Source organism: Flavobacterium sp. KACC 22761 (assembly GCF_034058155.1).
In the GTDB taxonomy this organism is placed as follows: Bacteria; Bacteroidota; Bacteroidia; order Flavobacteriales; family Flavobacteriaceae; genus Flavobacterium.
On record NZ_CP139148.1, the window covers coordinates 1,651,561 to 1,673,644 of the forward strand.

Consider the following 22,084-nt stretch of genomic DNA (forward strand, 5'->3'; position numbering starts at 1 on the left):
TACTTAAGATTTTTTTTATTTGGGGCTAAATATTGTTATTTTTTCTTGGCAACTGGTTTTTTTGCCGTTTTTGAAGCAGGTTTGGCTTCTTGTTTGGCTTCTTGTTTTTCAGCAGGAGTTTCAGTGGCTTGTTTTCTTTCTGATTTAGAAAACAGTTCGGCGTTTTCAAACCATTGATTGCTTAAAACTGTTCCGTCTGGTTTTAAGAAACCCCATTTTCCTTCGTTTTTTACTCGTGCAACGCCATCAATAAATCCTTTGTCTTGGTCTGTAAACATGGCAATAATGGCATTTGTTGTGATGCCGTATTGCGTTGGGATTACTAATTTTCCAGATTCGTTTATGAATCCCCAATTGCTTTCTTTCACTGGAGCCAATCCGTTTGTACTGAAAACTTCGGCATCATTATAAGTAGGTTCAATTACAAATTTTCCTTCTGGATTAATGAATCCCCATTTTTTTCCAACTAAAACCGGAGCTAAGTTTTTAGAAAAAGCTTTTCCTTTATCATATATAGGTAGAATTACCCAATTTCCTTTTAAATCGATGTATCCGATTTTTCCATTCTTTTTAGCAAATGTCAAATCCTGAGTTTCAAAATCCCAGATTTTTTCGGCGCCATCAACTGGAATAAATTTTCCGGCATTTACTAAACCAAAAGTTTTGTCTTTTCTGGCCCAAGTTGTGTTTTTGAAATAATTTCCAACTTCGGCATAAGCAGGTTCAACTAATTCTTTTCCTTCGGTATTAATAATCCCCCAGTTTTTGTTTAGTTCCACTCGGGCAAAACCATTTTCAAAAGGTTTGATTTGATCGTATTTTGGTTCTAAAACAATGGCCATTTTATTGTTGATCAAACCCACTTTGTTGTTTTGTCTGATAAAAGCAACACCATCATTAAAATCAAATAATTTTTCAGTGGCTGGAGCTTTTTGGATTTCTCCTTTTGTGTTGATGTAAACCCATTCCTTATCTTTTTGCACGATTGCAATTCCGCTGTTAAAATCTTTAGCATTATTAAAATCGGCTGGAATTACCCATGTTCCTTTTGCATCAATAAAGCCCCATTTTCCATTGTTTTCGACAGCAGCCAATCCTTCAGAAAAACTTCGGGCCGATTTGAATTGAGGCTCGATTTTAAAAGATCCGTCTTTGGAAATATATCCAATTTTTGAATTCTTTTTGACTAATGCCAGTTCTTGACTATTAACAAATTGAATGAAAACTAGTAGCAAAAAAATAAGCGGTTTTTTCATGATTTTTAATTTTAATTAATAGCATGAAATATACTACAAATTGTTGATTAAATAATCTTTTACTTTTTGAACAAAAGGATACATTACTTGATCTTCCTTAAATTCCGGAATAATACGGCGAACATCATCGTACCACTTTTTAGTAACCGATGAAATTTTGTCTTTTTGGCCTAAATAATCAATTGCTTGAACGATGGTAATCATTTCGATTGCCAAAACTTCAAAAGCATTTTCGATCACTTTCGAAGTAATTACCGCTGCGTTTGTTCCCATGCTTACAATGTCTTGATTGTCATTGTTGTTTGGGATACTGTGCACGTACATTGGGTTCGACAACATTTGACTTTCGGCAGTTGTTGAGGTTGCGGTAAATTGAACACCTTGCATTCCGAAATTAAATCCTAATGTTCCTAAGTTTACAAATGGAGGAAGAATTTCGTTGATTTTTGAATTCAATAAATAATTCAATTGACGTTCTGCCAGCATTGTTAATTTTGTAATAACGATTTTCAGTTTGTCCATTTCAAGCGAAATATAATCTCCGTGGAAATTTCCTCCATGATAAACGTGCTGATTTTTTACGTCAATTATAGGGTTGTCGTTTGCCGAGTTGAATTCGTCTTCTAAAATTGAAGCGACATTATTTATGGTTTCTAAAACTGGTCCCAAAATTTGTGGAACGCATCTTAATGAATAATATTCCTGAACTTTTTCTTTGAAAATTTCCTCAGTGTTCTCTCCAGAATATAAGTGATCTTCTCTTTTGCGGATCAAAGTACTATCAGAAAGATTTTGTCTCATTCTTTCTGCAATTTCTTGTTGTCCTTTGTGGCGTTTCGTTTGGTTTAATTCTGCCGAAAAGTGATCGTCATAGGCCTGAACCAATTCGTTAATAGCACAAGAAGATTTTAATGACCAATCTAATAATTTTTTAGCATGATGAACATTCACAACACCAATTCCTGTCATTACAGAAGTTCCGTTGATTAAAGCCAAACCTTCTCTGATTTCAACTTGAATTGGTTTTAAATCTTCAATGGCAAAAACATCACGGGTTGGTCTTCTTCCGCCTTTATAAAAAACTTCGCCTTCGCCAATTAATACTAGAGCCAAGTGTGATAATTGTACTAAATCACCACTCGCACCAACGCCACCGTGCTCAAAAATTAGAGGCGTAATATCTCTATTAATAAGTTCTGCCATCAAGTGGATCACTGAGGGGTGAACTCCTGAATTTCCTAATGAAAGCGTGTTCAAACGTGCCAAGATCGCCGCTTTTGCGCAAACTGGACTTAATGGTTTTCCTGTTCCAGAAGAGTGGCTTCTGATTAAATTGTATTGCAGCTGAATTTGATCTGACTCTTTAATTCTATATTGAGCCATTGGCCCAAAGCCAGTATTTACACCATATATTATTTTGTTTCCTGAAAATTCTTTCAAGAAATTAAAGCTTTCTTTTACTCGATTTAAAACTACATCACTGATTGCAACTTTGTTATTTCCAAAAATGATTGACTCGAATTCTGCTAAACTTAAATATTCATTAATTGTGTTCATTAAACCGTATTTGATTGTGCTAATTTAATTTTATTTATCAAAATAATTGTAGTTATTTTGATGAACGCAAATGTAAGTTAATAATTCATAACATTTTTATTATGACACAGGAGTTTGTTGATGTTTTAGTGATTGGTGCAGGACCTTCAGGATGTGTTTCTGCATCGTATCTTCATAAAAATAATGTCAAAGTTAAAGTTGTAGAAAAAGCAAAATTCCCAAGATTGGTGGTTGGCGAGAGCCTTATTCCGCGAGTGATGGATCATTTTGCAGAGGCAGAGCTTTATGATGCGCTAAACGCGATGAACTTTGAGAAAAAACTTGGAGCCCGTTTTATTAGAGGCGAAGAAATTTGCGTTTTTGATTTTAGTCAAAAATTTGGAGAAGGTTGGGATTGGACTTGGCAAGTGCCACGTGCTGATTTTGACAACACTATGGCGCAGGAAGTAGTTCGAAAAGGAATTGATTTAGAATTTGAAACTGAAGTTTTAGAAGTTTCTTTTGAAGGAAAAAACTCGAAAACAATTGTAAAAGACAAAGATGGAAATTTAAAAGAAATCCACGCCAAATTTATCGTTGATTCCAGCGGATACGGACGTGTTTTGCCAAGACTTTTAGATTTGGATACGCCTTCAAAACTAGATCCGCATTCTTCGATTTTTACGCATGTAAAAGATATTAATAGAGAAGAAGGCGAGGAGGGAACTCAAATTTCGTTTGATATTTTAGAAACCGAGGTTTGGCTTTGGGTTATTCCGTTTTCAAATGGAAACACAAGTTTGGGAGTTGTTGGCCCGACTGATTTTATCAATTCGCTTTCTGAAAATAAAGATAATGCTGAAGCGTTGCGAAATGCGATTCAGAAATCAGATTATTACATCAAAAGATTTAAAGGAACTGAGTTTTTGTTCGAGCCAGTAAAATTGGAAAATTATTCAAGAGCGGTAAAAAGAATGTACGGCGATGGTTTTGCTTTGACGGGAAACAGCTCTGAATTTCTAGACCCAGTATTTTCTTCAGGAGTTGCTTTTGCAACTGAATCTGGAATGTTGGCAGCAAAATTATATTTGAAAGAATCACAAGGAATTCCTGTAGATTGGGAAGTGGAGTTTACGCAATATATGAAACGTGGTATTGCTGTTTTCACGACTTATGTTCAAGAATGGTACACAGGAAATTTACAGACTTTGTTTTTTCATCAGCCAGAAAATCCAGATGTGAAAGAAAAAATTTGTTCGGTTTTAGCTGGATATGTCTGGAATGAAGAAAATCCTTTTGTGAAAAAACACGATCATGTTATTGCAAATATGGCCTATTTACTAAACATGCAAAAAGAACAAAAAAGCCCTGAATAATCAGGGCTTTTTTTATGTCTTAATGTTTAAATTTCTTGAGATTGAACAACTAGATGTTTCAACCTTGTTGAAAACGAATCGAATTTATATCCAATGCGTCCCAATGGTTGAAACCATTGGCTATGTTTTGACAAAATGTTGAAAAAAAATTATTCTATAAAAAAGGCTGCTCAATCATCGAGCAGCCTTTTTAATCTTCAAAAAATAATATAGTAAAAAATTATACTACCAGAATTTAACGTACAGTGCAACAATAATCAATAATGTAATTACGATTAAAACTGTAGTTTGTGGTTTTACTTTAAACATTTCAGAGTCAATTTCAAACGCTTTTGGATTTACTTTTGGTCCAGCAAAACTGATTCCGATCATTGCTAACATTGTAAAGAAGAATGATAATCCCATACAAATGTGGAAAGGAATTTCAAAAGCTCCTTTTCCGTTAGCGTATGCTGTATATAATAATGTGTCGTTTCCGAATAACATTGGCGCATATTCGTTGAATAATACAGACAATAAGAATCCTAAAATTACCCCAACAATTGCAGCAGTACCAGTTGTTCTTTTCCAGAACATACCAAGGAAGAACATGGCGAAAACTCCAGGGCTAATAAATCCTGTGTATTTTTGGATGTAAGTAAATCCTCCAACTCCTCCAATTCCAAGAAGGTCATTCCATGTAAATAAAACAGCTAATAACATTGCAGCAAAAACAGCAATTCTACCAATGTTTACTTGTTGTTTTTCACCCGCTTCTTTTTGGATGTATTTTTTATGAACGTCTAATGTATAGATAGTCGAAATACTGTTTACTTTACCTGCTAACGAAGCAACGATTGCAGCAGTCAAAGCAGCTACAGAAAGTCCTTTTAAACCTGTTGGCAAGAATGTCAAGATTGCAGAATAAGCTCCATCTTTTCCTCCAACTAATTGTGGTAAATGTCCGTTTTGGTATAAAACGTAAGCCGCAATACCTGGCAACATTACGATAAGTGGCATTAATAATTTTAACATACCAGCAAATAAAATACCTGTACGAGCCGTTTGCAAATCAGCGCCTAATGCTCTTTGCGTAATATATTGGTTACAACCCCAGTAGTTTAAGTTGATGATCCAAATACCAGCAGCGTAAGATAATAATCCTGGGAAAGTCAAATATTTGTCAATTTCAAGTTGAGATGAAGTGGCAGTTGGTCTTGGAATAATCATTTTGAAATGCTCAGGAGCTTCTTTCATCAAGACTTTGAAACCGGCAATCGCATTTTCTCCAACGCCAAAATATTGTCCAACAGTTGTTAATGCAATATATGAAGTTACTAAACCACCAATGATTAAAACCGCAACCTGAATAACGTCAGTATAAGCCACAACTTTCATTCCTCCTAACGAAATGAACAAAGCAAATACCGCCAATCCGATCATAATGACGTGCAGATATTCACCACCAGCAAGACCATTAATAGCAACAGCTCCTAAATAAAGGATAGAAGTCAAGTTTACAAAAACATACAAAAACAACCAGAAAACCGCCATAATCAAAGCAGTAGATTCGTTGTAACGTGTTTTTAAGAATTGAGGCATTGTGTAAATCTTATTTTTAAGATATACGGGAATAAACCAAACGGCTACTATAATTAAGGCCACAGCAGCAAGCCATTCGTATGCAGCAACAGCGATTCCTAAAAAGAAACCTTCACCGCTCATCCCGATGAATTGTTCAGCTGAAATGTTTGAAGCAATTAATGACGCTCCAATAGCCCACCAAGTTAAGTTTCCTTCAGCCAAGAAGTAAGCTTTAGCATCATGTTCGTCTTGTTTACGTTTGCGGTAAACACTGTAACCGTAGACAGAGACTACGATGAAATAAATAATAAAAACCGCATAATCGGCGAAAGCGAGGTTCTGGTTCATTGTTAATAGTATTTTAAAAAATTAGTATAGGTGATTGTTTGTAAAGTGGTTTTATGAATTCATTTTAATTATAATTTCTGAAACCTGTTTTTTTGTTGTTTTTATCTTATTAAAACTAAGATATCCGTTTTTATTCTGTTATTTTTTTATGAAAATAAGAACGAAAGCCAAAAGTATAATAAAATTCCATATCTACACCATTTACAAATGTGTTTTTTACATTTATAATCGATTTATTATGTTAAATTTTAAAAACCAGTTGATTTTGTCTTAGTTTTAAAGACTTTTATAATGCACATCTGATTGCTGTCTTAAAATCTCGGCACTTTTTTCAGGAGTGATATCTCTTTGTGATTCTCCCATCATTTCATAACCAACCATGAATTTTTTAACCGTCGCTGATCTTAACAATGGTGGATAAAAATGCATGTGGAAATGCCATTCAGGATGTTTCAATCCGTCTGTCGGCGTTTGGTGAATTCCTGATGAATATGGGAAAGAAGTACTGAATAAGTTATCGTATTTTGTTGTAAGCTGTTTTAAGATTTTGGCAAAAGCAGTCGTTTCTTCTGAAGTAAAATCAGTGATTTTTCCGAAAGCTCTTTTACTTAAAATCATGGTTTCGTAAGGCCAAATTGCCCAAAATGGAACTAATGCCACAAAATGATCGTTCTCGATTACAATACGATCGCCTGATTTTAATTCTGCCTGAAGATAATCTTCAAGAAGCGTTCTTTGGTTTTTGTCGAAATAAGCTTTTAAGCTGTTTTGTGTTTTTTCAACTTGTGTTGGCAATGAGGATTGCGCCCAAATTTGTCCATGCGGATGCGGGTTAGAACACCCCATTACACTTCCTTTATTTTCAAAAATTTGAACGTGATTGATATATTTGATGCTTCCTAAATCGGTATATTCTTTTTGCCAAGTTCTGATGATATTTTCAATTCCGTCAATTTCCATTTCTGGCAATGTCAGATCGTGTCTAGGCGAAAAACAAACTACTCTTGAAATTCCTTGCTCTGGTTTTGCTTTAAAGAAAGTGTGTTTAATATCTTCTTCAAAAATAATTTCGTCTTGTTTCATCGCAGCAAAATCATTTTCAAAAACAAAACTACTTTCATATTTCGGATTGTTCATTCCGTTGGCACGAACATTTCCTGGGCATAAATAACAAGTTGGGTCGTATTTTGGCAAAGCTTCAGTAGCAATAGTTTCGTTTTGTCCCTGCCAAGGGCGTTTTGCGCGGTGAGGTGAAACTAAAACCCACTCATTGATTAAAGGGTTAAAACGTCTGTGAGGATCTTCGTTAATGTCAAAATTTTTCATGTAATGTGTTGTGGTATTAAAGTAGTTGTGTTCCGTTTGAGATTTTTACATCATAGAATTTTAATTCAATTCCAAATGTATCTAAATAAAGATTTGAAAACTTACTTTTTACCTCATTTTCGTGACCTTTTTTAATTAAATTTATGGTGCATCCGCCAAAACCGCCTCCCATTAAACGAGAACCAACAATTGCATCATCAGCTTTTGCAGTATCTACAAGCATATCAAGCTCTTCGCAGCTCACAGCATATTCTTGAGATAATCCATAATGTGTTTCAAAAAGCAGTTGCCCTAAAAGTTCTATATTTCCTTTATCAAGCGCTTCACAAGCTTTGATTACGCGGTTGATTTCTTTTACCACAAAATGCACTCTTTTAAAAACTGTTGGATCAAACTGATCTTGAATACTCAAAAGTTGTTCTTCTTTGCAGTCTCTAAAAGTTTTTATTTCTGGAAAATTATTTTTTATAATTGTTAGACCTTGTTCACACTCAATTCTTCGGGTATTATATTCAGATGTAAAAAGAGAATGTTTCACATTGCTGTCCATCAAAATCAAAGAATAATCTTTGAAATCGGCATTGTGATATTCAAATTCCAAGGTGTTGCAGTCTAATTTGATTACTTTGTTGTCAAGACCATGAACGCTTGAAAACTGATCCATAATACCGCAGTTGATCCCAACCCAGTGTTCTGCTTTTTGTCCTAATAATGCTATGTCTTTCTTTTCAATTTTTAAATCAAAAAGTGATGCAATTCCGAAAATCATTCCACATTCTAAAGCCGCCGAAGAAGATAATCCAGATCCAACCGGAATATTGCTGCTAAAAACACAGTTGAAACCTTCAAAAGCAAAACCATTATCCTGAAGCTGTTTGATAACGCCGCGAATATAATTGGTCCAAACAGCATCATTCAATTCAACTTTTTCAGTCAAATCGATTTCAAATTCTTCATTTAAATCAATTGCAATTACTTTCGATTTTTTGGTGTTGTTTTTCTCAAAAGCAAAACAAATTACTTTGTCAATTGCGGCTGGCAAAACGTAACCGTCATTATAATCAATATGTTCTCCAATGATATTGATTCTTCCTGGAGAAAGTACAATTTTTTGAGGAGCAGACCCAAAGGATTTCTCAAAAAATGCTGTGGTGTTTTGTATTAAAATCTCATTCATTATTTGGTAATTGTAATAGTAGTTTCTTGTAAATTATTTGATGTTGCTTTTAGAACAATTTTCTTTTTCAGATCTTTTGTTTTAAGAATAATCGTTGCAATTCCGGCTTCGGCCTGAACAGGATTTTGTCCAATTATTTCTGCATTTCCTTCGCTTAAAGAAAAAGTTACTTCGTTTGTTGCAGTCGGAATGACTGTTCCGTTTACGTCCGTAATTTTTGCATAAACAAAAACCATATCCGGAAAATTAGGATTGATTCTTACCGAAGAAAGATCATAGTTCAATTCTATTTTCGAAGCTTTTCCTGGAGTTTTTACGCTATTTGAAGCCACTTTTTTTCCGCCGATAAATCCTTCAGCACGTAAAGTTCCCGCTTGAAATGCGCTTACTTTGAAAATAAATGGCGCGTGTTCCAGTTTGTCGCTGTTGCTGTTTACAGTTGGTTTTTCTTTGGCAATTAAAATGTCATTTACATACAAAGCCACTTCATCGCAATTGCTATATACGGTAACATTTAATGGCGATTCTGGAGTCCAGAAATTGGCAATAGAAACCATTGGTCCAAACGCTACTTTTTTATCCAAAACCACATTCGCATCGCGTTGACTTTGGTAGAAATAATAAGCAAACTTCGGAATTCTGAAAATATCGCTGATTCCAGAACTTTCAATATCTGGACTGTAGCCACGATTGTAATCAAACATTAACCAGTTGGCTTCACCAATAGTATTTGCGCCTTTTCGGTTAGAGTTTGAAGCTTCCTGAAAATTGTAAGCTTGCTGCAAAAGTCTTTTTTCGCCCGCAGCGCGCAACTGTCTTGACGTTCTTTCTTCTTCTTTTAAATTCGCAAATTCCGTTTGGTTGAAACCTGCATTTTGAGCATAATATTCCCAATCACCATATTCGGCGATGAAAATTTTACGGTTTCCTTTGCTGTATTTTGTCCAATAATCTGGGGCTTTTGCGTGTTGGCGCGCCGGAATAAAGATGTCGTAATTATCGTTGTCGATCCAGCTTGCACTGTAATTAGAATCAAAAGCCAATTCTTCTTTCAACGTTTTTGTCGCTTCTTTCATAAAAGCTGCAGACATTTCTGTTTCGTTCAACGACGCTTCCCAAAAAATAATACTCGGGTGATTTCTGTCTCTTCTCGCCATATCGCGAATGTCTTGATAGGCGTTTTTTTGGAATTCTTCTCCCCCAAAAAACTGCCAGCCGGTTAAACTGTTCATCACCAAAATTCCCAATTCGTCGCAAGCATTAAAGAAAGCTTCGGCATGCGGATAATGCGACATGCGCACAAAATCAAAACCTGCATTTTTAATTTTCACCGCATCGCGATACTGCGCTTCATCAGAAAGTGCGTAACCTAAATATGGATATTCTTGATGTTCGTTTGTTCCAGTGATGTAAATTTTTTCGTCATTCAAATAATAACCATCGGCTTTTATTTCTGATTTTCTGATTCCGATTTTCTCTGAATAAGAATCAATAATTTTATTATTCGAAAGAACCTGAACTTCTAATTTGTATAAATTCGGATTAGAAGTTGACCAAAGTTTTGGATTTGCAACCGAAATTTTTTGAGTCAGCGTATAATCAGAATTAGATTTTACAGTGAAATTCTCTGATTTAAATTCTGCTTTTTTACCCGAATTATCCGTTAAGATAAATTTCAAAGAAGCTGTTCTATCTGATTCAAATTCATTTTTCAAATGAACCTGAACCGTTCCCGAAGCCTGATTTTTGCTGATATTCTTAAAATTTGCATAAATTCCGCCACTTGCTATTTTATTAGCATTTACAGCATCGGTAATATGTAGTTTCGAAGTCGTGATAAAATAAACATTTCTGTAAATTCCGCCATAATAATTAAAGTCTAAATCCTTAATTGGTTTTCCCGGAAGAAAGTTCGGATTGTCTTCGTTGTTGACTTTTACTTTAATTATGTTTTCATTATTGGCATTCAAATACGGCGTAACATCAACCGTAAAAGGCAAATATCCGCCTTTGTGATTGGCAACTTTTTTGTCGTTAATCCAAACATCTGCTTCCTGCATTACGCCTTCAAAATAGATAAAGGCTTTTTGATCTTTTGAAATAGTAGTTTTGAATTTTTTCTGATACCAAGAAGTTCCTTGAAATTGTTTAATTACAACTAATTTTTCCAGTCTTGCCGTATGCGGAATCGTAACTTTTTCCCAATCCTGAGCTGGGGTTTCTTCTCTTTTGAATTCCCAATCGGCGCCAAAATTTACTTTTGTGCGTGACTGCGCCTGAACTTTTCCGAAAGAAAAATTCAGCAGAAATAAGAAGAATATTGATTTAAAAATTAATTTCATTTTCTGTCTTTTATTATCGTTCCAATATTCCGTAGAGGCGCACAGCAGTGCGTCTAACGTATTGTGGATATTCGTCGCGTAGACGCACTGCGGTGCGTCTCTACAATATGCGTTGTGTTAAAAATTTAATTGTCTTGAATTACTTAATTCTTAAAAGCATCCAACGCCGGTGAAGGTTTTCCCTCAGAAAGCCAAGCGCTTAATTGATAACCGCTCCAGCTTTTTTCGCCTTCTGGTTCCCAGTAAATCACGCCCAAACCTTTATTATTTGGAACGCTTTTTACTGCTTTTATAGTCGCTTCAAGAAGCTCTTTTGTGTTTTGAACCAAAGTATAATCGCCTCCAACTTCGACAACCATGACTTCTTTATTGTATCTTGAAGCCATATCTTTTAAATTATTCTCTAGGTCTAAAATGGTGCTTTTGTAATCGGTTTTGATCCAATATGGATAATATGACATTCCGATTACATCATATTTTACATGATTTTCAGTTGCTTTGTCAAAAAACCATCTGAATTTTTCGCTTTTGTTTCCTTCATCAAGATGAACTACCACTTTTATTTTTGAATCGATCGCTTTTGTGGCATCGTATCCTTTGTTAAGCAATTGTGCCAATTGCCCAAAATTATCAGAACTTCCTTCCGGCCAAAGCATGCCGCCCGGAATCTCATTTCCAACCTGAACCCATTCTGGAGTAACGCCGGCTTTTTTCAATAAACTCAAAACGTGATAAGTGTGATTGTAAACATCATTCAAAAGTTCAGCAAATGAATGTTTTGCCCAAGCGGCAGGTTTGTTTTGTTTTCCAGGATCTGCCCACGAATCGCTGTAATGAAAGTCGATCATGATACGCATTCCCATTTTTTGAGCACGAACTGCCATGACAACTGTTTCTTCGGGACTGCAATGCCCGCTTGCTTTATCGTTATTCGGGTTTACCCAAACGCGAAGGCGAATGGTGTTGATTCCTCTGTCTTTCAATAATTGCAGACAATCTTTTTCTTTTCCATCGGTGTCATAAAATTTATAGCCTGTTGCTTCCATCTGCGGTAGCCAGCCAACATCGGCGCCTTTTGCAAAACCTTTTTCTTCCGGTTTTGTTTCCTTGCTGTCTTTTGTTGTCGTGCACGAAGCAAAAACAGCAAGAGCAATAAGGCTAACTAATAATTTGATCTTCTTCATAAATCTTATTTTGCATTTTCAAATTTGTAAACTGTTTTTTGGCGGTATTCCTCTCCTTTTTTCAAAATTGAATTTGGGAAATGTTCTTGATTTGGTGCGTCAGGAAAATTTTGAGTTTCAAAACAAATACCGCTTGAAGGGTGATAATTTGCATTTTCTTTCCCTTTCAAAGTGTCAAAGCAATTTCCGCCAACATATATATGAACGCTTGGCTGATCGGTATAAACACTCATTTTTAATTTTGTCTTCGGACTGTATAATGTCGCCACAACATCATTTGAAGGTTCAATTACAAATGAATTGTCAATTGATGCCGGACAGTTTTTTGCGGTTCTGAAATCGAAATCATGACCAGAAACTGCGGTGAATTTTCCGGTTGGAATATTCTCTGAATTTGTTTCTAAAAATTGATCCGAAACAATAGTCATTTCCTGATCCAAAACAGTCGAATCCTGACCATTTAAATTGAAATAACTATGATGTGTTAAATTGATAATTGTATCTTCAGTTGTCGTCGCTTTGTATTCTAGTTGCAATTCATTTGCTTCTGTCAAAGTATATTTTAAATCAACATGCAAAGCGCCCGGATAATTTTGGTCCAAATTTTCACTTAAAAGACTAAAAGTAATCGACGGATTTTCGCCAGAAGTGATATCAGAAACATTCCATGCTTTTTTTCCAAATCCGATGTTTCCTCCGTGCAAAGCATTTCCGTTATTATTTCCTGCTAACTGAAATGTTTTTCCATTTAAAGAAAACATCCCTTTATTGATTCTTCCTGCATAACGGCCTACTGTTGTGCCAAAATAGGGCGCGCTTGGCAAATTGTATGAAGCGATATAAGATTCTAATGTATCAAAACCCAAAACGACATCTACCAGTTTTCCATCAACAGGAATTTGCAGTGAAGTTACAGTTGCTCCGTAATTGATTAACTGCACTTTCATTCCGTTTTTGTTTGATAATTCAAAAGAGAGAATTTCTTCGTTATCAGGCGTTAAACCAAATGATTTAAAAGCAGATGCATCTTGAAAATGCGATATATGTTTTATTTCCATGTTATTTTTGACAAAAGTGAAATTCAAAATTAGAAACATTTCTTTCTTTTACATACCAGTACCTACCAGTTTTTTGTATATTGCGCCAAAATTTCAATTTCTATGAATATTATTTCAATTCAGAATAACATTGGTTTGCCAAAATATAAGCAGATAATTCTTTCAATTGAAAAAGCGATTGATGAAGAAAAATTAGTAAAAGGTGATAGACTTCCATCAGTAAATAAAGTTTGTCTGGCTTTTTCGTTGTCACGCGATACGGTTTTGTTGGCTTATGATGACTTAAAAAAAAGAGGAATTATTTATGCCATTCCGGGCAAAGGCTATTATGTGAAAAGCGTTGAAACCACTATAAAACAGAAGGTTTTTTTACTTTTTGATGAATTGAATATTTTCAAAGAAGACATTTATAATTCGTTTTTACAGCATATCGGAAAAAATGTGCAGGTTGATATTTTCTTTCATCATTTCAATATTCAGGTTTTTCAAAAGCTCATTAATGACAGCAATGGCAATTACACGAAATATATTATTATGCCAACAAATTTGCTCGATACGGCTCCTTCAATAAAAACCCTACCAGTAGGCGATGTTATTATACTGGATCAGACAAATCCCGATTTGAGAGCGTATCCGGCAATTTATCAAAATCACCAGAAAGATATTTTTGAAGGTTTGTATAACGCTAAAGGAAGATTGAAAAACTATAAAAAACTGATTTTAATTTTCCCCGGATTTCGAGAACCGCTTGGTATGAAATTGGGTTTTGAAGCCTTTTGTTCTGAATACAATTTTGAATATGAAATTATAAGCGAATTTACAGACCGAAAAATTGCTGTTGGCGACGTTTATATTATCCCGACCGATCGTGAATTAGTTCATGTAATTGAAAATGCACGAAATCAGAATTTGAAATTAGGAATTGATTTTGGGATTATTTCTTATAACGAAACGCGGTTGAAAAAAATCGTAGCAAACGGAATTACGACCATTTCGACTCATTTTGAAACCATGGGGAAAATTTTGGCCGAAATGGTTTTGAAAGGAAAAAAAGAACAGATCGAAAATAAATCGTCTTTGATTATGCGTAATTCGTTGTAAAAGCCTTTGTTTACAATTATTTAAACACATAGAAACATAGCTTTTGTTTGCTTAAAAAGGCGTTTCACCTACATAAACAAACATAGAAATAATTCTTGGCTATGTCTTTGAAATTAATTTTTCAAATAGATAATTTCATCCGTTCTATGTTTTTATCGTAAGCAATTTTCTTTTTGCTTATGAAATCATCATTTTTTTAATTAAAAAAATAAGGAAACAATTTTTTTGTTTTTGTGGAATTATTTTGCATACATTTGTAAATGTAAATTTTACACTTATTATTTGTTTTATTTTATCAGAAGTATTTATGTCTGATATTCAATGAAAATGATTAAAAAACCACAATTATCTAACCATACGATTATCAAATTAACAATTAAAAAATGAACAAGAAAATAGATCAATTAGCAGCAGATAATATAAGAGCTTTAGCTATTTCAATGGTGGAGAAAGCAAAATCGGGACATCCGGGAGGAGCGATGGGCGGAGCAGATTTCATGCATATTTTATACACGGAATATTTGAAATACGATCCAAGCGACATGCATTGGATTTTTAGAGACCGCTTTTTTATGGATGCAGGACATCTTTCAGCTTTGATGTATGCACAATATCATTTACTCGGAAATTTTGAAAAAACCGATTTAGAGAATTTCAGACAATGGGGATCTGTTACGCCAGGACATCCCGAAATTGATGTAAAAAGAGGAATCGAAAATACTTCTGGACCATTAGGACAAGGACATGCAATGGGTGTTGGAGCAGCAATTGCGGCTAAATTTTTATCGGCAAGATTTGATAATTTATTTGATCACAAAATTTACGGGTTTATTACCGATGGCGGAGTTCAGGAAGAAATTTCGCAAGGAGCCGGTCGAATTGCGGGACATTTGGGATTGAACAATTTCATTATGTTTTATGATTCCAATGATGTACAACTATCGTCTATGACAGATGAGGTTACAAACGAAAATACAGCAATGAAATATGAATCATGGGGTTGGAAAGTTATTACGATTGACGGCCATAATCATGATGAAATACGTTCGGCGCTTGATGCAGCAAACGCTGAAACAGAAAAACCAACTTTGATTATTGGAAGAACAATAATGGGTAAAGGTTGTGTTACCGCCGACGGAACAATGTATGAAGGACAATGTGAATTGCATGGAAAACCAATTAGCGGAACAAAAGCAAATTTTGAAAAAACTCTTTTAAATCTTGGCGCAAATCCAGAAGATGCTTTTGCAGTTTACCAAGATGTTGCCGATTTTTATAAAAATGTCTTAGCAAACAAAACAGCAAAAGCAGCTGAAAGTAAAGCGACATTTTCTGTTTGGGAAAATCAAAATCCTGAATTAGCTCAAAAAATCAAAAACTTCTTCAATGGCGATTTGCCAAATTTAGATTTTGCTTCAATTGCTCAAAAAGCAAATGCAGCAACACGTGATGCTTCGGCCGCAGTTTTAGGATATTTGGCTGAAAATCTAGAAAATATGATTGTGTCTTCTGCAGATTTATCGAACAGTGATAAAACAGATGGCTTCTTGAAAAAATCTTCGGTTTTAAAAAGAGATGATTTCAGTGGAGGATTTTTGCAAGCTGGAGTTGCAGAGCTGACAATGGCAGCAATCGCAAACGGAATTGCGTTGCATGGCGGTGTCATTCCGGTTGTGGCTACATTTTTTGTTTTCTCAGATTATATGAAACCGGCAATTCGTTTGTCTGCCATTCAGGAACTTCCGGTAAAATATGTCTGGACGCACGATTCTTTCCGCGTAGGCGAAGACGGACCAACGCATCAGCCAATTGAGCAGGAAGCGCAGATTAGATTATTGGAAAAAATCAAAAACCATTCTGGTGATCAAAGTTTTGTGGCATTGCGCCCTGCAGATGCTGTCGAAACTTCAGTGGCTTGGCAAATGGCACTTGAAAATAAGAAAACACCAACTGGACTTATTCTATCCAGACAAGATATTAAGGATCTTCCAACAAATGGAAATTCAAGATTTGAAGATGCCTTGCAAGCGCAAAAAGGTGGTTATTTGGTAAAATCAGTATCAAACCCAGATATTACTTTAATTGCGAATGGTTCTGAAGTAGCAACACTTATTGAAGCCGCGAAGGAATTGGAACAAACGATCAGCATAAAAATAAATGTTGCCTCAATTATTTCTGAAGGACTTTTTAGATCACAGTCAAAACAATATCAAGAAAGTATAATTCCGAATGATGGATTGGTATTTGGCCTTACGGCGGGACTTCCTGTAAATCTGGAAAATCTTGCGGGAAGAAACGGAAAAGTTTTTGGATTAGAACATTTTGGATACTCGGCGCCAGCTTCAGTTTTGGATCAAAAATTCGGATTTACAAGCAAAAACGCAGGTGAGGAAATTATGAAATATTTAAAAGAAAATAATTATAACGTAGCAAAATAAAAGTCAAAATGAAGTTTTTTATAGACACAGCAAATTTAAAAGATATTAAGGAAGCCAATGATTTAGGGGTTTTAGATGGTGTAACCACAAATCCTTCGTTGATGGCAAAAGAAGGAATTACGGGAGCTCAAAACATTTTAGATCATTATGTGAAAATTTGCGAATTAGTAGATGGAGATGTAAGCGCTGAGGTAATTTCGACCGATTTTGAAGGAATGATTGCCGAAGGCGAAAAATTAGCGGCATTGCATCCGCAGATTGTAGTGAAAATTCCGATGATAAAAGATGGTGTAAAAGCAATCAAATATTTTTCGAATAAAGGAATCAGAACCAATTGTACTTTGGTCTTTTCATCTGGCCAGGCATTATTGGCGGCAAAAGCGGGAGCAACTTATGTTTCGCCGTTTATTGGGCGTTTGGACGATGTTTCGACTGACGGAATGAATTTGATTGAAGAAATCAGATTGATTTATGACAATTTTGGATTTGAAACTCAGATTCTTGCGGCTTCAGTTCGCAACGTAATGCACATTATCAATTGCGCAAAAATTGGGTCAGATGTTATTACTGGACCATTAAGCGCGATTGAAGGTTTGTTGAAACATCCGTTGACAGATATTGGTTTAGCACAGTTTTTAGCAGATTACCAAAAAGGGAATAGCTAATTTTTATGGCCCACGGGTTTTGCGGATGAAACAGGTTTTCACGGTTTTTCTATAAAAACTAATCTGTGGTAATCTGTTTAATCAGTGTAATCTGCGGGCAATTTTAAAAGGAAAATTTGTTTAGTTTTTTAATAGTAGTTTTATTGAAGTAAAAACCCTGAAAGATTGTGGCTTTCAGGGTTTTGTTTTTTATTGCCCAAAGATTTTGCGGATTACATGGATTCACACGTTTTTTTTGAGTGAGTTTCCCGCAGATCTAGCAGATTTAGCAGAAAAAAATCCCTTGAATCTGCCAGATCTGCGGGAGATTCTAAATAAAAAGCCCTGAAAATTTATTCTTTTCAAGGCTTCTTTTATATAAATGTCTAGATAAAAATCTGTGTTAATCTGTGAAATCTGTGGCTAAACTTTTTTAAAGGTTCAATACAAAATCGTTGAGTAATTTTTCTTCATATTTTTCTTTATTGAAGGTGTATAGATAAGAACCTTTTCGAGAAGAGCCCATATCTTTTTCATCTAGTTTATTCAGAATCCCCAGTGAGTTGATTTTGCTGATAAAGTTTCGTTTGTCCAATTCTTTGCTCAAAATAGCTTCATACAATTCTAATAACTGACGCATGGTGAATTTTTCAGGAAGCAATTCGAATCCAATTGGTTTTATCGAAGTTCTGTAACGCAATCTTCTGATGGCGTGTTCTACCATTTCGTTGTGGTCAAAAATCAAGTTTGGCGCATCGGTAATACTAAACCATTGTGCATGGTAATTTTTGATCAGTTCTGCATTATGATTTTCGATATTAATCAAAGCATAATAAGAAACTGAAATAGTTCTTTCAACAGGATCACGATCAATTTCAGAGTAGGCATAAAGCTGCTCCATGTAAATGTCGTTTAAACCTGTATATGTATTTAAAATTCTAATCGCGGCATTGTCTAGTACTTCGTCACGTTTCAAAAATCCTCCAATCAAAGACCATTTGCCCTTTTCTGGCTCAAAGTCCCTTTTAATCAAAAGTATTTTTAATCCTTGATTGTCGAAACCAAAAATGATACAATCTACTGCTAATAATGCTTTATCGGCAGAGCTATAACTGTTTAGCATAAATCAATATTTTGATTGTAAATATATAAACTTCCTAATAGGTTTCATAATTTATTAATGTAGATTTTACACTTAAAATTAAAAATTATCAAAAAAAGAAGCTAAAAAAAACGGAGACGAATTCTAAATCTGACGCTTGTTTTGTCGTTTTCAAACGTTTTCGCAACAAAAATAAACTCTTTTTTTTGAAATAAAAGCAGTTTTATATAAAAAATCTACCCTGAAAACAGGATTTTATTTACAAATACAATCTTTTTGACCGTCAAATTATTCTAAAACAGCCTATTTCTAAATTTTTTTTCAAAAGCCAATTTTTTGCTTAAAAAGAGGCTTTTTGATAAAAAGTGTAGATTTTACACAAATAACTTTCAAAAAAGGCCTTTTTTTTGAAAAAAACACCGATTTATTAATGTGTATTTTACACTTAATTTATGATATGTATTTTTTTTACGCCATTTTTTTATGATATTAATTTGTTTTTGAGGTTTTTTTTTGTTTAAATTTACAAATGTAAAATTAACACTTATAATTATACACTAACCAACTTAATTAAACCTTATGATAACAAACCAACGATTATTTTTTTATTGCAATTTTTTATTGCCAAAAAAAGAATGGATTTTAGCATTAGTAATGCTGCTTTTCTCTGTTAATCAAATGTCGGCTCAAGGCAAAACGATTAGCGGAGTTGTTACCTCGGCTCAGGACAAATTGCCTTTGCCGGGTGTTAATATTATGATAAAAGGAACCAAAACCGTTACCACAACCGGTTTTGATGGAGAGTATTCGATTAAAGCATCTCCAAATGATGTTTTAGTTTTTTCATTTATAGGATTTCAAAATAAAGAAATCACAGTGGGAAATCAATCAAAACTTGATCTTGAATTAGGAGAAGATACCAACAAACTTAATGAGGTAGTCGTTGTAGGTTACGGTACTCAAAAGAAAGGTGATCTTACCGGTTCGATTGGTGTAGTTGATATGGAAGCAGCGAAAAAAACTGTAACCTATGATCCAGCAAAAATGCTTCAAGGTCAAGTTGCCGGTGTAACAGTACAATCATCTGGAGAACCAGGCGGATTTGTAAATGTGAAAATTAGAGGTATCAACTCATTCACAAACAACAACCCTCTTTTTGTTATTGATGGTATGATTGTGGCAAGCCCTAACGATTTTGCGCCGGGAGATATTGAATCGATGCAGGTTTTAAAAGATGCGTCTGCGGCGGCTATTTATGGAGTTCAAGGAGCAAATGGGGTTGTGATCATTACAACTAAAAAAGGAAAAAGCGGCAAACTGGACATTAAATACAAATCGCTTGTTGGTTTTCAAAACGTAGCTAAAACATGGGATGTGACGGATCGTGTAGGATATCAAAAAATCACATCGGCTGCTGAACAAAATGCTGGATTAGGAATTGCGCCAGGAAATGATCCTAATAGCCCTTCATACATTAAAAATGTAGATACAAATTGGCAAAAAGAAGCTTTTAAAACCGGTCTTGTTCAAAATCACTCGCTTACTTTTAGCGGTGGAGCTGAAACTTTAGGCTATAACTTAAATACAGATTATTTCAAAAACACAAGTTATTTGAATTCGCCTCAGGATTACGAGAGATATTCTATGAATTTGAATTTATATGGTAAAAAAGGAAAATTCAAATACGGTTCAAAAATTGGATATACAAAATCTGGTAAAGAAAACTTTAATGAATACAACGGCGGAGAATCTGCAATTGTTGATTTGTTAGGAGCTGTTCCAACAATGCCAGTTTACGATCCAAACAGACTTGGAGGATACGGTGGAACTGACAACTTGACTCAAAGAGCAATCTCGATGAACGTGATCGGTTACAATAATTTGATTACGAATAATGGACAAAGAAGCCGTTTTATTGGAGATATTTGGGGAGAACTTGAAATCATCAAAGGCTTAAAATATAAATTAGATTTAAGTTACGATAGACTAGATTTTCAAAACAGAAAATTCATTCCGCCAAGTGATTTAGGATGGTATTATATTACAACAAATGACGAAGCGTCTTTAGATGTTGATAATGGAAACCAACAAAGAACTTTCGTAAACAATTTATTGACTTACGAAATTACTTTAAACAAACACAAAATCGATGCTTTAGCAGGATGGATTCAAGAAAGAAATGATTACTACAGACATTGGTCAAGAGGTGTTGGATACACGCCAGGAGAAATCAGCCAAATTCAGTATGCTGATGCTACAAGCGCTGGTGAATACAAAAATACACTTACAAATATTTCATACTTAAGCCGTTTGAATTATTCTTATGATGATCGTTATTTCATTACTGGAAACTTCAGACAAGATAAAACATCACTTTTTAGCGAAGACAACAATACAGCAAATTTCTACTCTTTCTCAGGAGCTTGGAAATTAAGCAACGAAAAATTCATCCATTTACCAGATTGGTTTAACACCATCAAATTAAGAGGAGGTTATGGAGAATTAGGAAACAACACACTTGGTGTTTATGCCTATTCACCAACAATCAATGCTTTTGCAGGATATGATTTTAACAACCAATTAGCACCAGGAACAACAGTTGTAAGCGCTATTGACCCGAATGTTCACTGGGAAAAAACAGCTACTTCAAACGTTGCGATTGAGCTTGGATTTTTAGATAACGATTTACAGATTACAGCTGAGTACTACCAGAAAAAATCAACAGATTTATTGATTGGCGTTCCATTGCCATATTCAACTGGAGCATTCCCAGCAAGTATTACCACAAATGCAGGAGCAGTTAAAAACAGTGGTTTTGAGTTTACAGCAACATACAACAACAATCACCACGAGTTTAAATACAACATTTCGGCAAACTTAGGAACCTTGAAAAATGAGGTTTTACAAATTGGTCTTGACGGAAATCCAATTTATGGAGCCGCTTCAAAAACAGAAGTTGGAAGATCTATCGGAGAACTTTATACCTATCAAGTTGCTGGAATTTTCCAAAGCGCGGCTGATTTAGCTTCTTCACCAACTCAAACAAATGCAGGTGTTGGAGATCTTAAATTCGCTGATTTAAATGGCGATGGACAGATTACAGATGCTGATAGAAAGTTCATGGGAGTTTCAATTCCGAAATACAGCTACGGAATCAACTTTGGTGCAAATTATAAAAATTGGGATTTCTCTATGTTCTGGCAAGGTTCAGGAGGAAACAAAGTATTCAACGGATTGTATCGTAATTTAATGACAGAGCAATATGGAAACCATAGTGTAGATGCATTGAATTACTGGACACCAACAAATACAAATACAAACGTTCCTCGTCCAATTATTGGAGATCCAAACGGAAACGCAAGAGATTCTGATAGATTTATTGAAAGTGGTGATTATATCAAATTGCAGACATTAGAAATTGGATATTCAATTCCGATGCCAAAAGATTTGTTTATTCAGAGAGCGAAAGTATATGTGAATGGTCAAAACTTATGGATCATCAGCAAATACAGAGGTTACGATCCAGATTTTAATTACAATGACGGATTATTTTCTAGAGGATATGATGCTGGATCATTCCCAAATCCAAGAACAATTTCTTTGGGTGTTGAAGTAACTTTTTAATCTATCCTA

The 22,084-nt window shown here is 34.8% G+C and carries 14 protein-coding genes; 5 read left to right on the top strand and 9 right to left on the bottom strand.

The window, feature by feature from the left end; translation table 11 throughout:
• Nucleotides 1–35: 35 nt before the first annotated feature.
• Together SCB73_RS07270 and flxA are read right to left on the bottom strand one after the other, a co-directional pair.
• Nucleotides 36–1,256 carry a WG repeat-containing protein gene (locus tag SCB73_RS07270; protein ID WP_320569407.1) on the bottom strand — a complete coding sequence of 407 codons (1,221 nt, stop codon included), beginning with the start codon at nucleotides 1,254–1,256 and terminating at the stop codon, nucleotides 36–38.
• 33 nt (nucleotides 1,257–1,289) lie between these two features.
• The gene (flxA, locus tag SCB73_RS07275) at nucleotides 1,290–2,813 is read right to left on the bottom strand and encodes a flexirubin biosynthesis tyrosine ammonia-lyase FlxA (protein ID WP_320569408.1); all 1,524 of its coding nucleotides are present in this window, start codon (nucleotides 2,811–2,813) and stop codon (nucleotides 1,290–1,292) included.
• A gap of 101 nt (nucleotides 2,814–2,914) precedes the next feature.
• Between flxA and SCB73_RS07280 the strand changes: the two genes are divergently transcribed.
• The gene (locus SCB73_RS07280; RefSeq protein WP_320569409.1) at nucleotides 2,915–4,168 is read left to right on the top strand and encodes an NAD(P)/FAD-dependent oxidoreductase; all 1,254 of its coding nucleotides are present in this window, start codon (nucleotides 2,915–2,917) and stop codon (nucleotides 4,166–4,168) included.
• Nucleotides 4,169–4,393: 225 nt separating this feature from the next.
• Here the strand turns inward: SCB73_RS07280 and SCB73_RS07285 are convergent, their stop codons facing one another.
• The 6 genes from SCB73_RS07285 to SCB73_RS07310 form a co-directional block, all read right to left on the bottom strand.
• The gene (locus SCB73_RS07285; RefSeq protein WP_320569410.1) at nucleotides 4,394–6,079 is read right to left on the bottom strand and encodes a sodium/sugar symporter; all 1,686 of its coding nucleotides are present in this window, start codon (nucleotides 6,077–6,079) and stop codon (nucleotides 4,394–4,396) included.
• Nucleotides 6,080–6,355: 276 nt separating this feature from the next.
• The gene (locus tag SCB73_RS07290; RefSeq protein ID WP_320569411.1) at nucleotides 6,356–7,405 is read right to left on the bottom strand and encodes a UDP-glucose--hexose-1-phosphate uridylyltransferase; all 1,050 of its coding nucleotides are present in this window, start codon (nucleotides 7,403–7,405) and stop codon (nucleotides 6,356–6,358) included.
• A 16-nt stretch (nucleotides 7,406–7,421) separates the two neighbouring features.
• Complete coding sequence (galK, locus tag SCB73_RS07295; protein ID WP_320569412.1) at nucleotides 7,422–8,582, bottom strand: galactokinase; 1,161 nt, start codon at nucleotides 8,580–8,582, stop codon at nucleotides 7,422–7,424.
• The gene (locus SCB73_RS07300) at nucleotides 8,582–10,924 is read right to left on the bottom strand and encodes a glycoside hydrolase family 2 protein (RefSeq protein ID WP_320569413.1); all 2,343 of its coding nucleotides are present in this window, start codon (nucleotides 10,922–10,924) and stop codon (nucleotides 8,582–8,584) included. The genes galK and SCB73_RS07300 overlap by 1 nt, the downstream gene beginning before the upstream one ends.
• 143 nt (nucleotides 10,925–11,067) lie before the next feature.
• Nucleotides 11,068–12,108 (bottom strand): glycoside hydrolase family 53 protein, encoded by a 1,041-nt coding sequence (locus SCB73_RS07305; protein ID WP_320569414.1) that lies wholly within the window; start codon nucleotides 12,106–12,108, stop codon nucleotides 11,068–11,070.
• A gap of 5 nt (nucleotides 12,109–12,113) precedes the next feature.
• Nucleotides 12,114–13,166, bottom strand: coding sequence for an aldose epimerase family protein (locus tag SCB73_RS07310; RefSeq protein WP_320569415.1), 1,053 nt, complete (start codon nucleotides 13,164–13,166; stop codon nucleotides 12,114–12,116).
• A gap of 102 nt (nucleotides 13,167–13,268) precedes the next feature.
• Here SCB73_RS07310 and SCB73_RS07315 point away from each other — a divergent pair, with 102 nt between their 5' ends.
• The 3 genes from SCB73_RS07315 to fsa all read left to right on the top strand — a co-directional run bounded on the left by SCB73_RS07315 (nucleotide 13,269) and on the right by fsa (nucleotide 17,370).
• On the top strand, nucleotides 13,269–14,267 hold the full coding sequence (locus SCB73_RS07315; protein WP_320569416.1) for a GntR family transcriptional regulator: 999 nt from the start codon (nucleotides 13,269–13,271) through the stop codon (nucleotides 14,265–14,267).
• 383 nt (nucleotides 14,268–14,650) lie between these two features.
• Nucleotides 14,651–16,705, top strand: coding sequence for a transketolase family protein (locus SCB73_RS07320; RefSeq protein WP_320569417.1), 2,055 nt, complete (start codon nucleotides 14,651–14,653; stop codon nucleotides 16,703–16,705).
• Between the two features lie 8 nt (nucleotides 16,706–16,713).
• Nucleotides 16,714–17,370, top strand: coding sequence for a fructose-6-phosphate aldolase (gene fsa, locus SCB73_RS07325; RefSeq protein ID WP_320569418.1), 657 nt, complete (start codon nucleotides 16,714–16,716; stop codon nucleotides 17,368–17,370).
• Nucleotides 17,371–17,782: 412 nt separating this feature from the next.
• Here fsa and SCB73_RS07330 read toward each other — a convergent pair whose 3' ends face one another.
• Nucleotides 17,783–18,472: an NUDIX hydrolase gene (locus SCB73_RS07330; protein ID WP_132988155.1), complete on the bottom strand. Its 690-nt coding sequence runs from the start codon at nucleotides 18,470–18,472 to the stop codon at nucleotides 17,783–17,785.
• 558 nt (nucleotides 18,473–19,030) lie between these two features.
• Here SCB73_RS07330 and SCB73_RS07335 point away from each other — a divergent pair.
• Entirely contained in the window at nucleotides 19,031–22,075 is a 3,045-nt protein-coding gene (locus SCB73_RS07335; RefSeq protein WP_320569419.1) for a SusC/RagA family TonB-linked outer membrane protein, read from the top strand.
• Nucleotides 22,076–22,084 lie beyond the last annotated feature (9 nt).

Bases quoted from the DNA above. Each gene is read 5' to 3' on its own strand.
- SCB73_RS07330 (WP_132988155.1), bottom strand. From the start codon at position 18,472: ATGCTAAACAGTTATAGCTCTGCCGATAAAGCATTATTAGCAGTAGAT.
- galK (WP_320569412.1), bottom strand. From the start codon at position 8,582: ATGAATGAGATTTTAATACAAAACACCACAGCATTTTTTGAGAAATCC.
- SCB73_RS07310 (WP_320569415.1), bottom strand. From the start codon at position 13,166: ATGGAAATAAAACATATATCGCATTTTCAAGATGCATCTGCTTTTAAA.
- SCB73_RS07280 (WP_320569409.1), top strand. From the start codon at position 2,915: ATGACACAGGAGTTTGTTGATGTTTTAGTGATTGGTGCAGGACCTTCA.
- SCB73_RS07335 (WP_320569419.1), top strand. From the start codon at position 19,031: ATGATAACAAACCAACGATTATTTTTTTATTGCAATTTTTTATTGCCA.
- SCB73_RS07290 (WP_320569411.1), bottom strand. From the start codon at position 7,405: ATGAAAAATTTTGACATTAACGAAGATCCTCACAGACGTTTTAACCCT.
- SCB73_RS07320 (WP_320569417.1), top strand. From the start codon at position 14,651: ATGAACAAGAAAATAGATCAATTAGCAGCAGATAATATAAGAGCTTTA.
- SCB73_RS07305 (WP_320569414.1), bottom strand. From the start codon at position 12,108: ATGAAGAAGATCAAATTATTAGTTAGCCTTATTGCTCTTGCTGTTTTT.
- flxA (WP_320569408.1), bottom strand. From the start codon at position 2,813: ATGAACACAATTAATGAATATTTAAGTTTAGCAGAATTCGAGTCAATC.
- SCB73_RS07285 (WP_320569410.1), bottom strand. From the start codon at position 6,079: ATGAACCAGAACCTCGCTTTCGCCGATTATGCGGTTTTTATTATTTAT.
- SCB73_RS07315 (WP_320569416.1), top strand. From the start codon at position 13,269: ATGAATATTATTTCAATTCAGAATAACATTGGTTTGCCAAAATATAAG.
- SCB73_RS07270 (WP_320569407.1), bottom strand. From the start codon at position 1,256: ATGAAAAAACCGCTTATTTTTTTGCTACTAGTTTTCATTCAATTTGTT.
- SCB73_RS07300 (WP_320569413.1), bottom strand. From the start codon at position 10,924: ATGAAATTAATTTTTAAATCAATATTCTTCTTATTTCTGCTGAATTTT.
- fsa (WP_320569418.1), top strand. From the start codon at position 16,714: ATGAAGTTTTTTATAGACACAGCAAATTTAAAAGATATTAAGGAAGCC.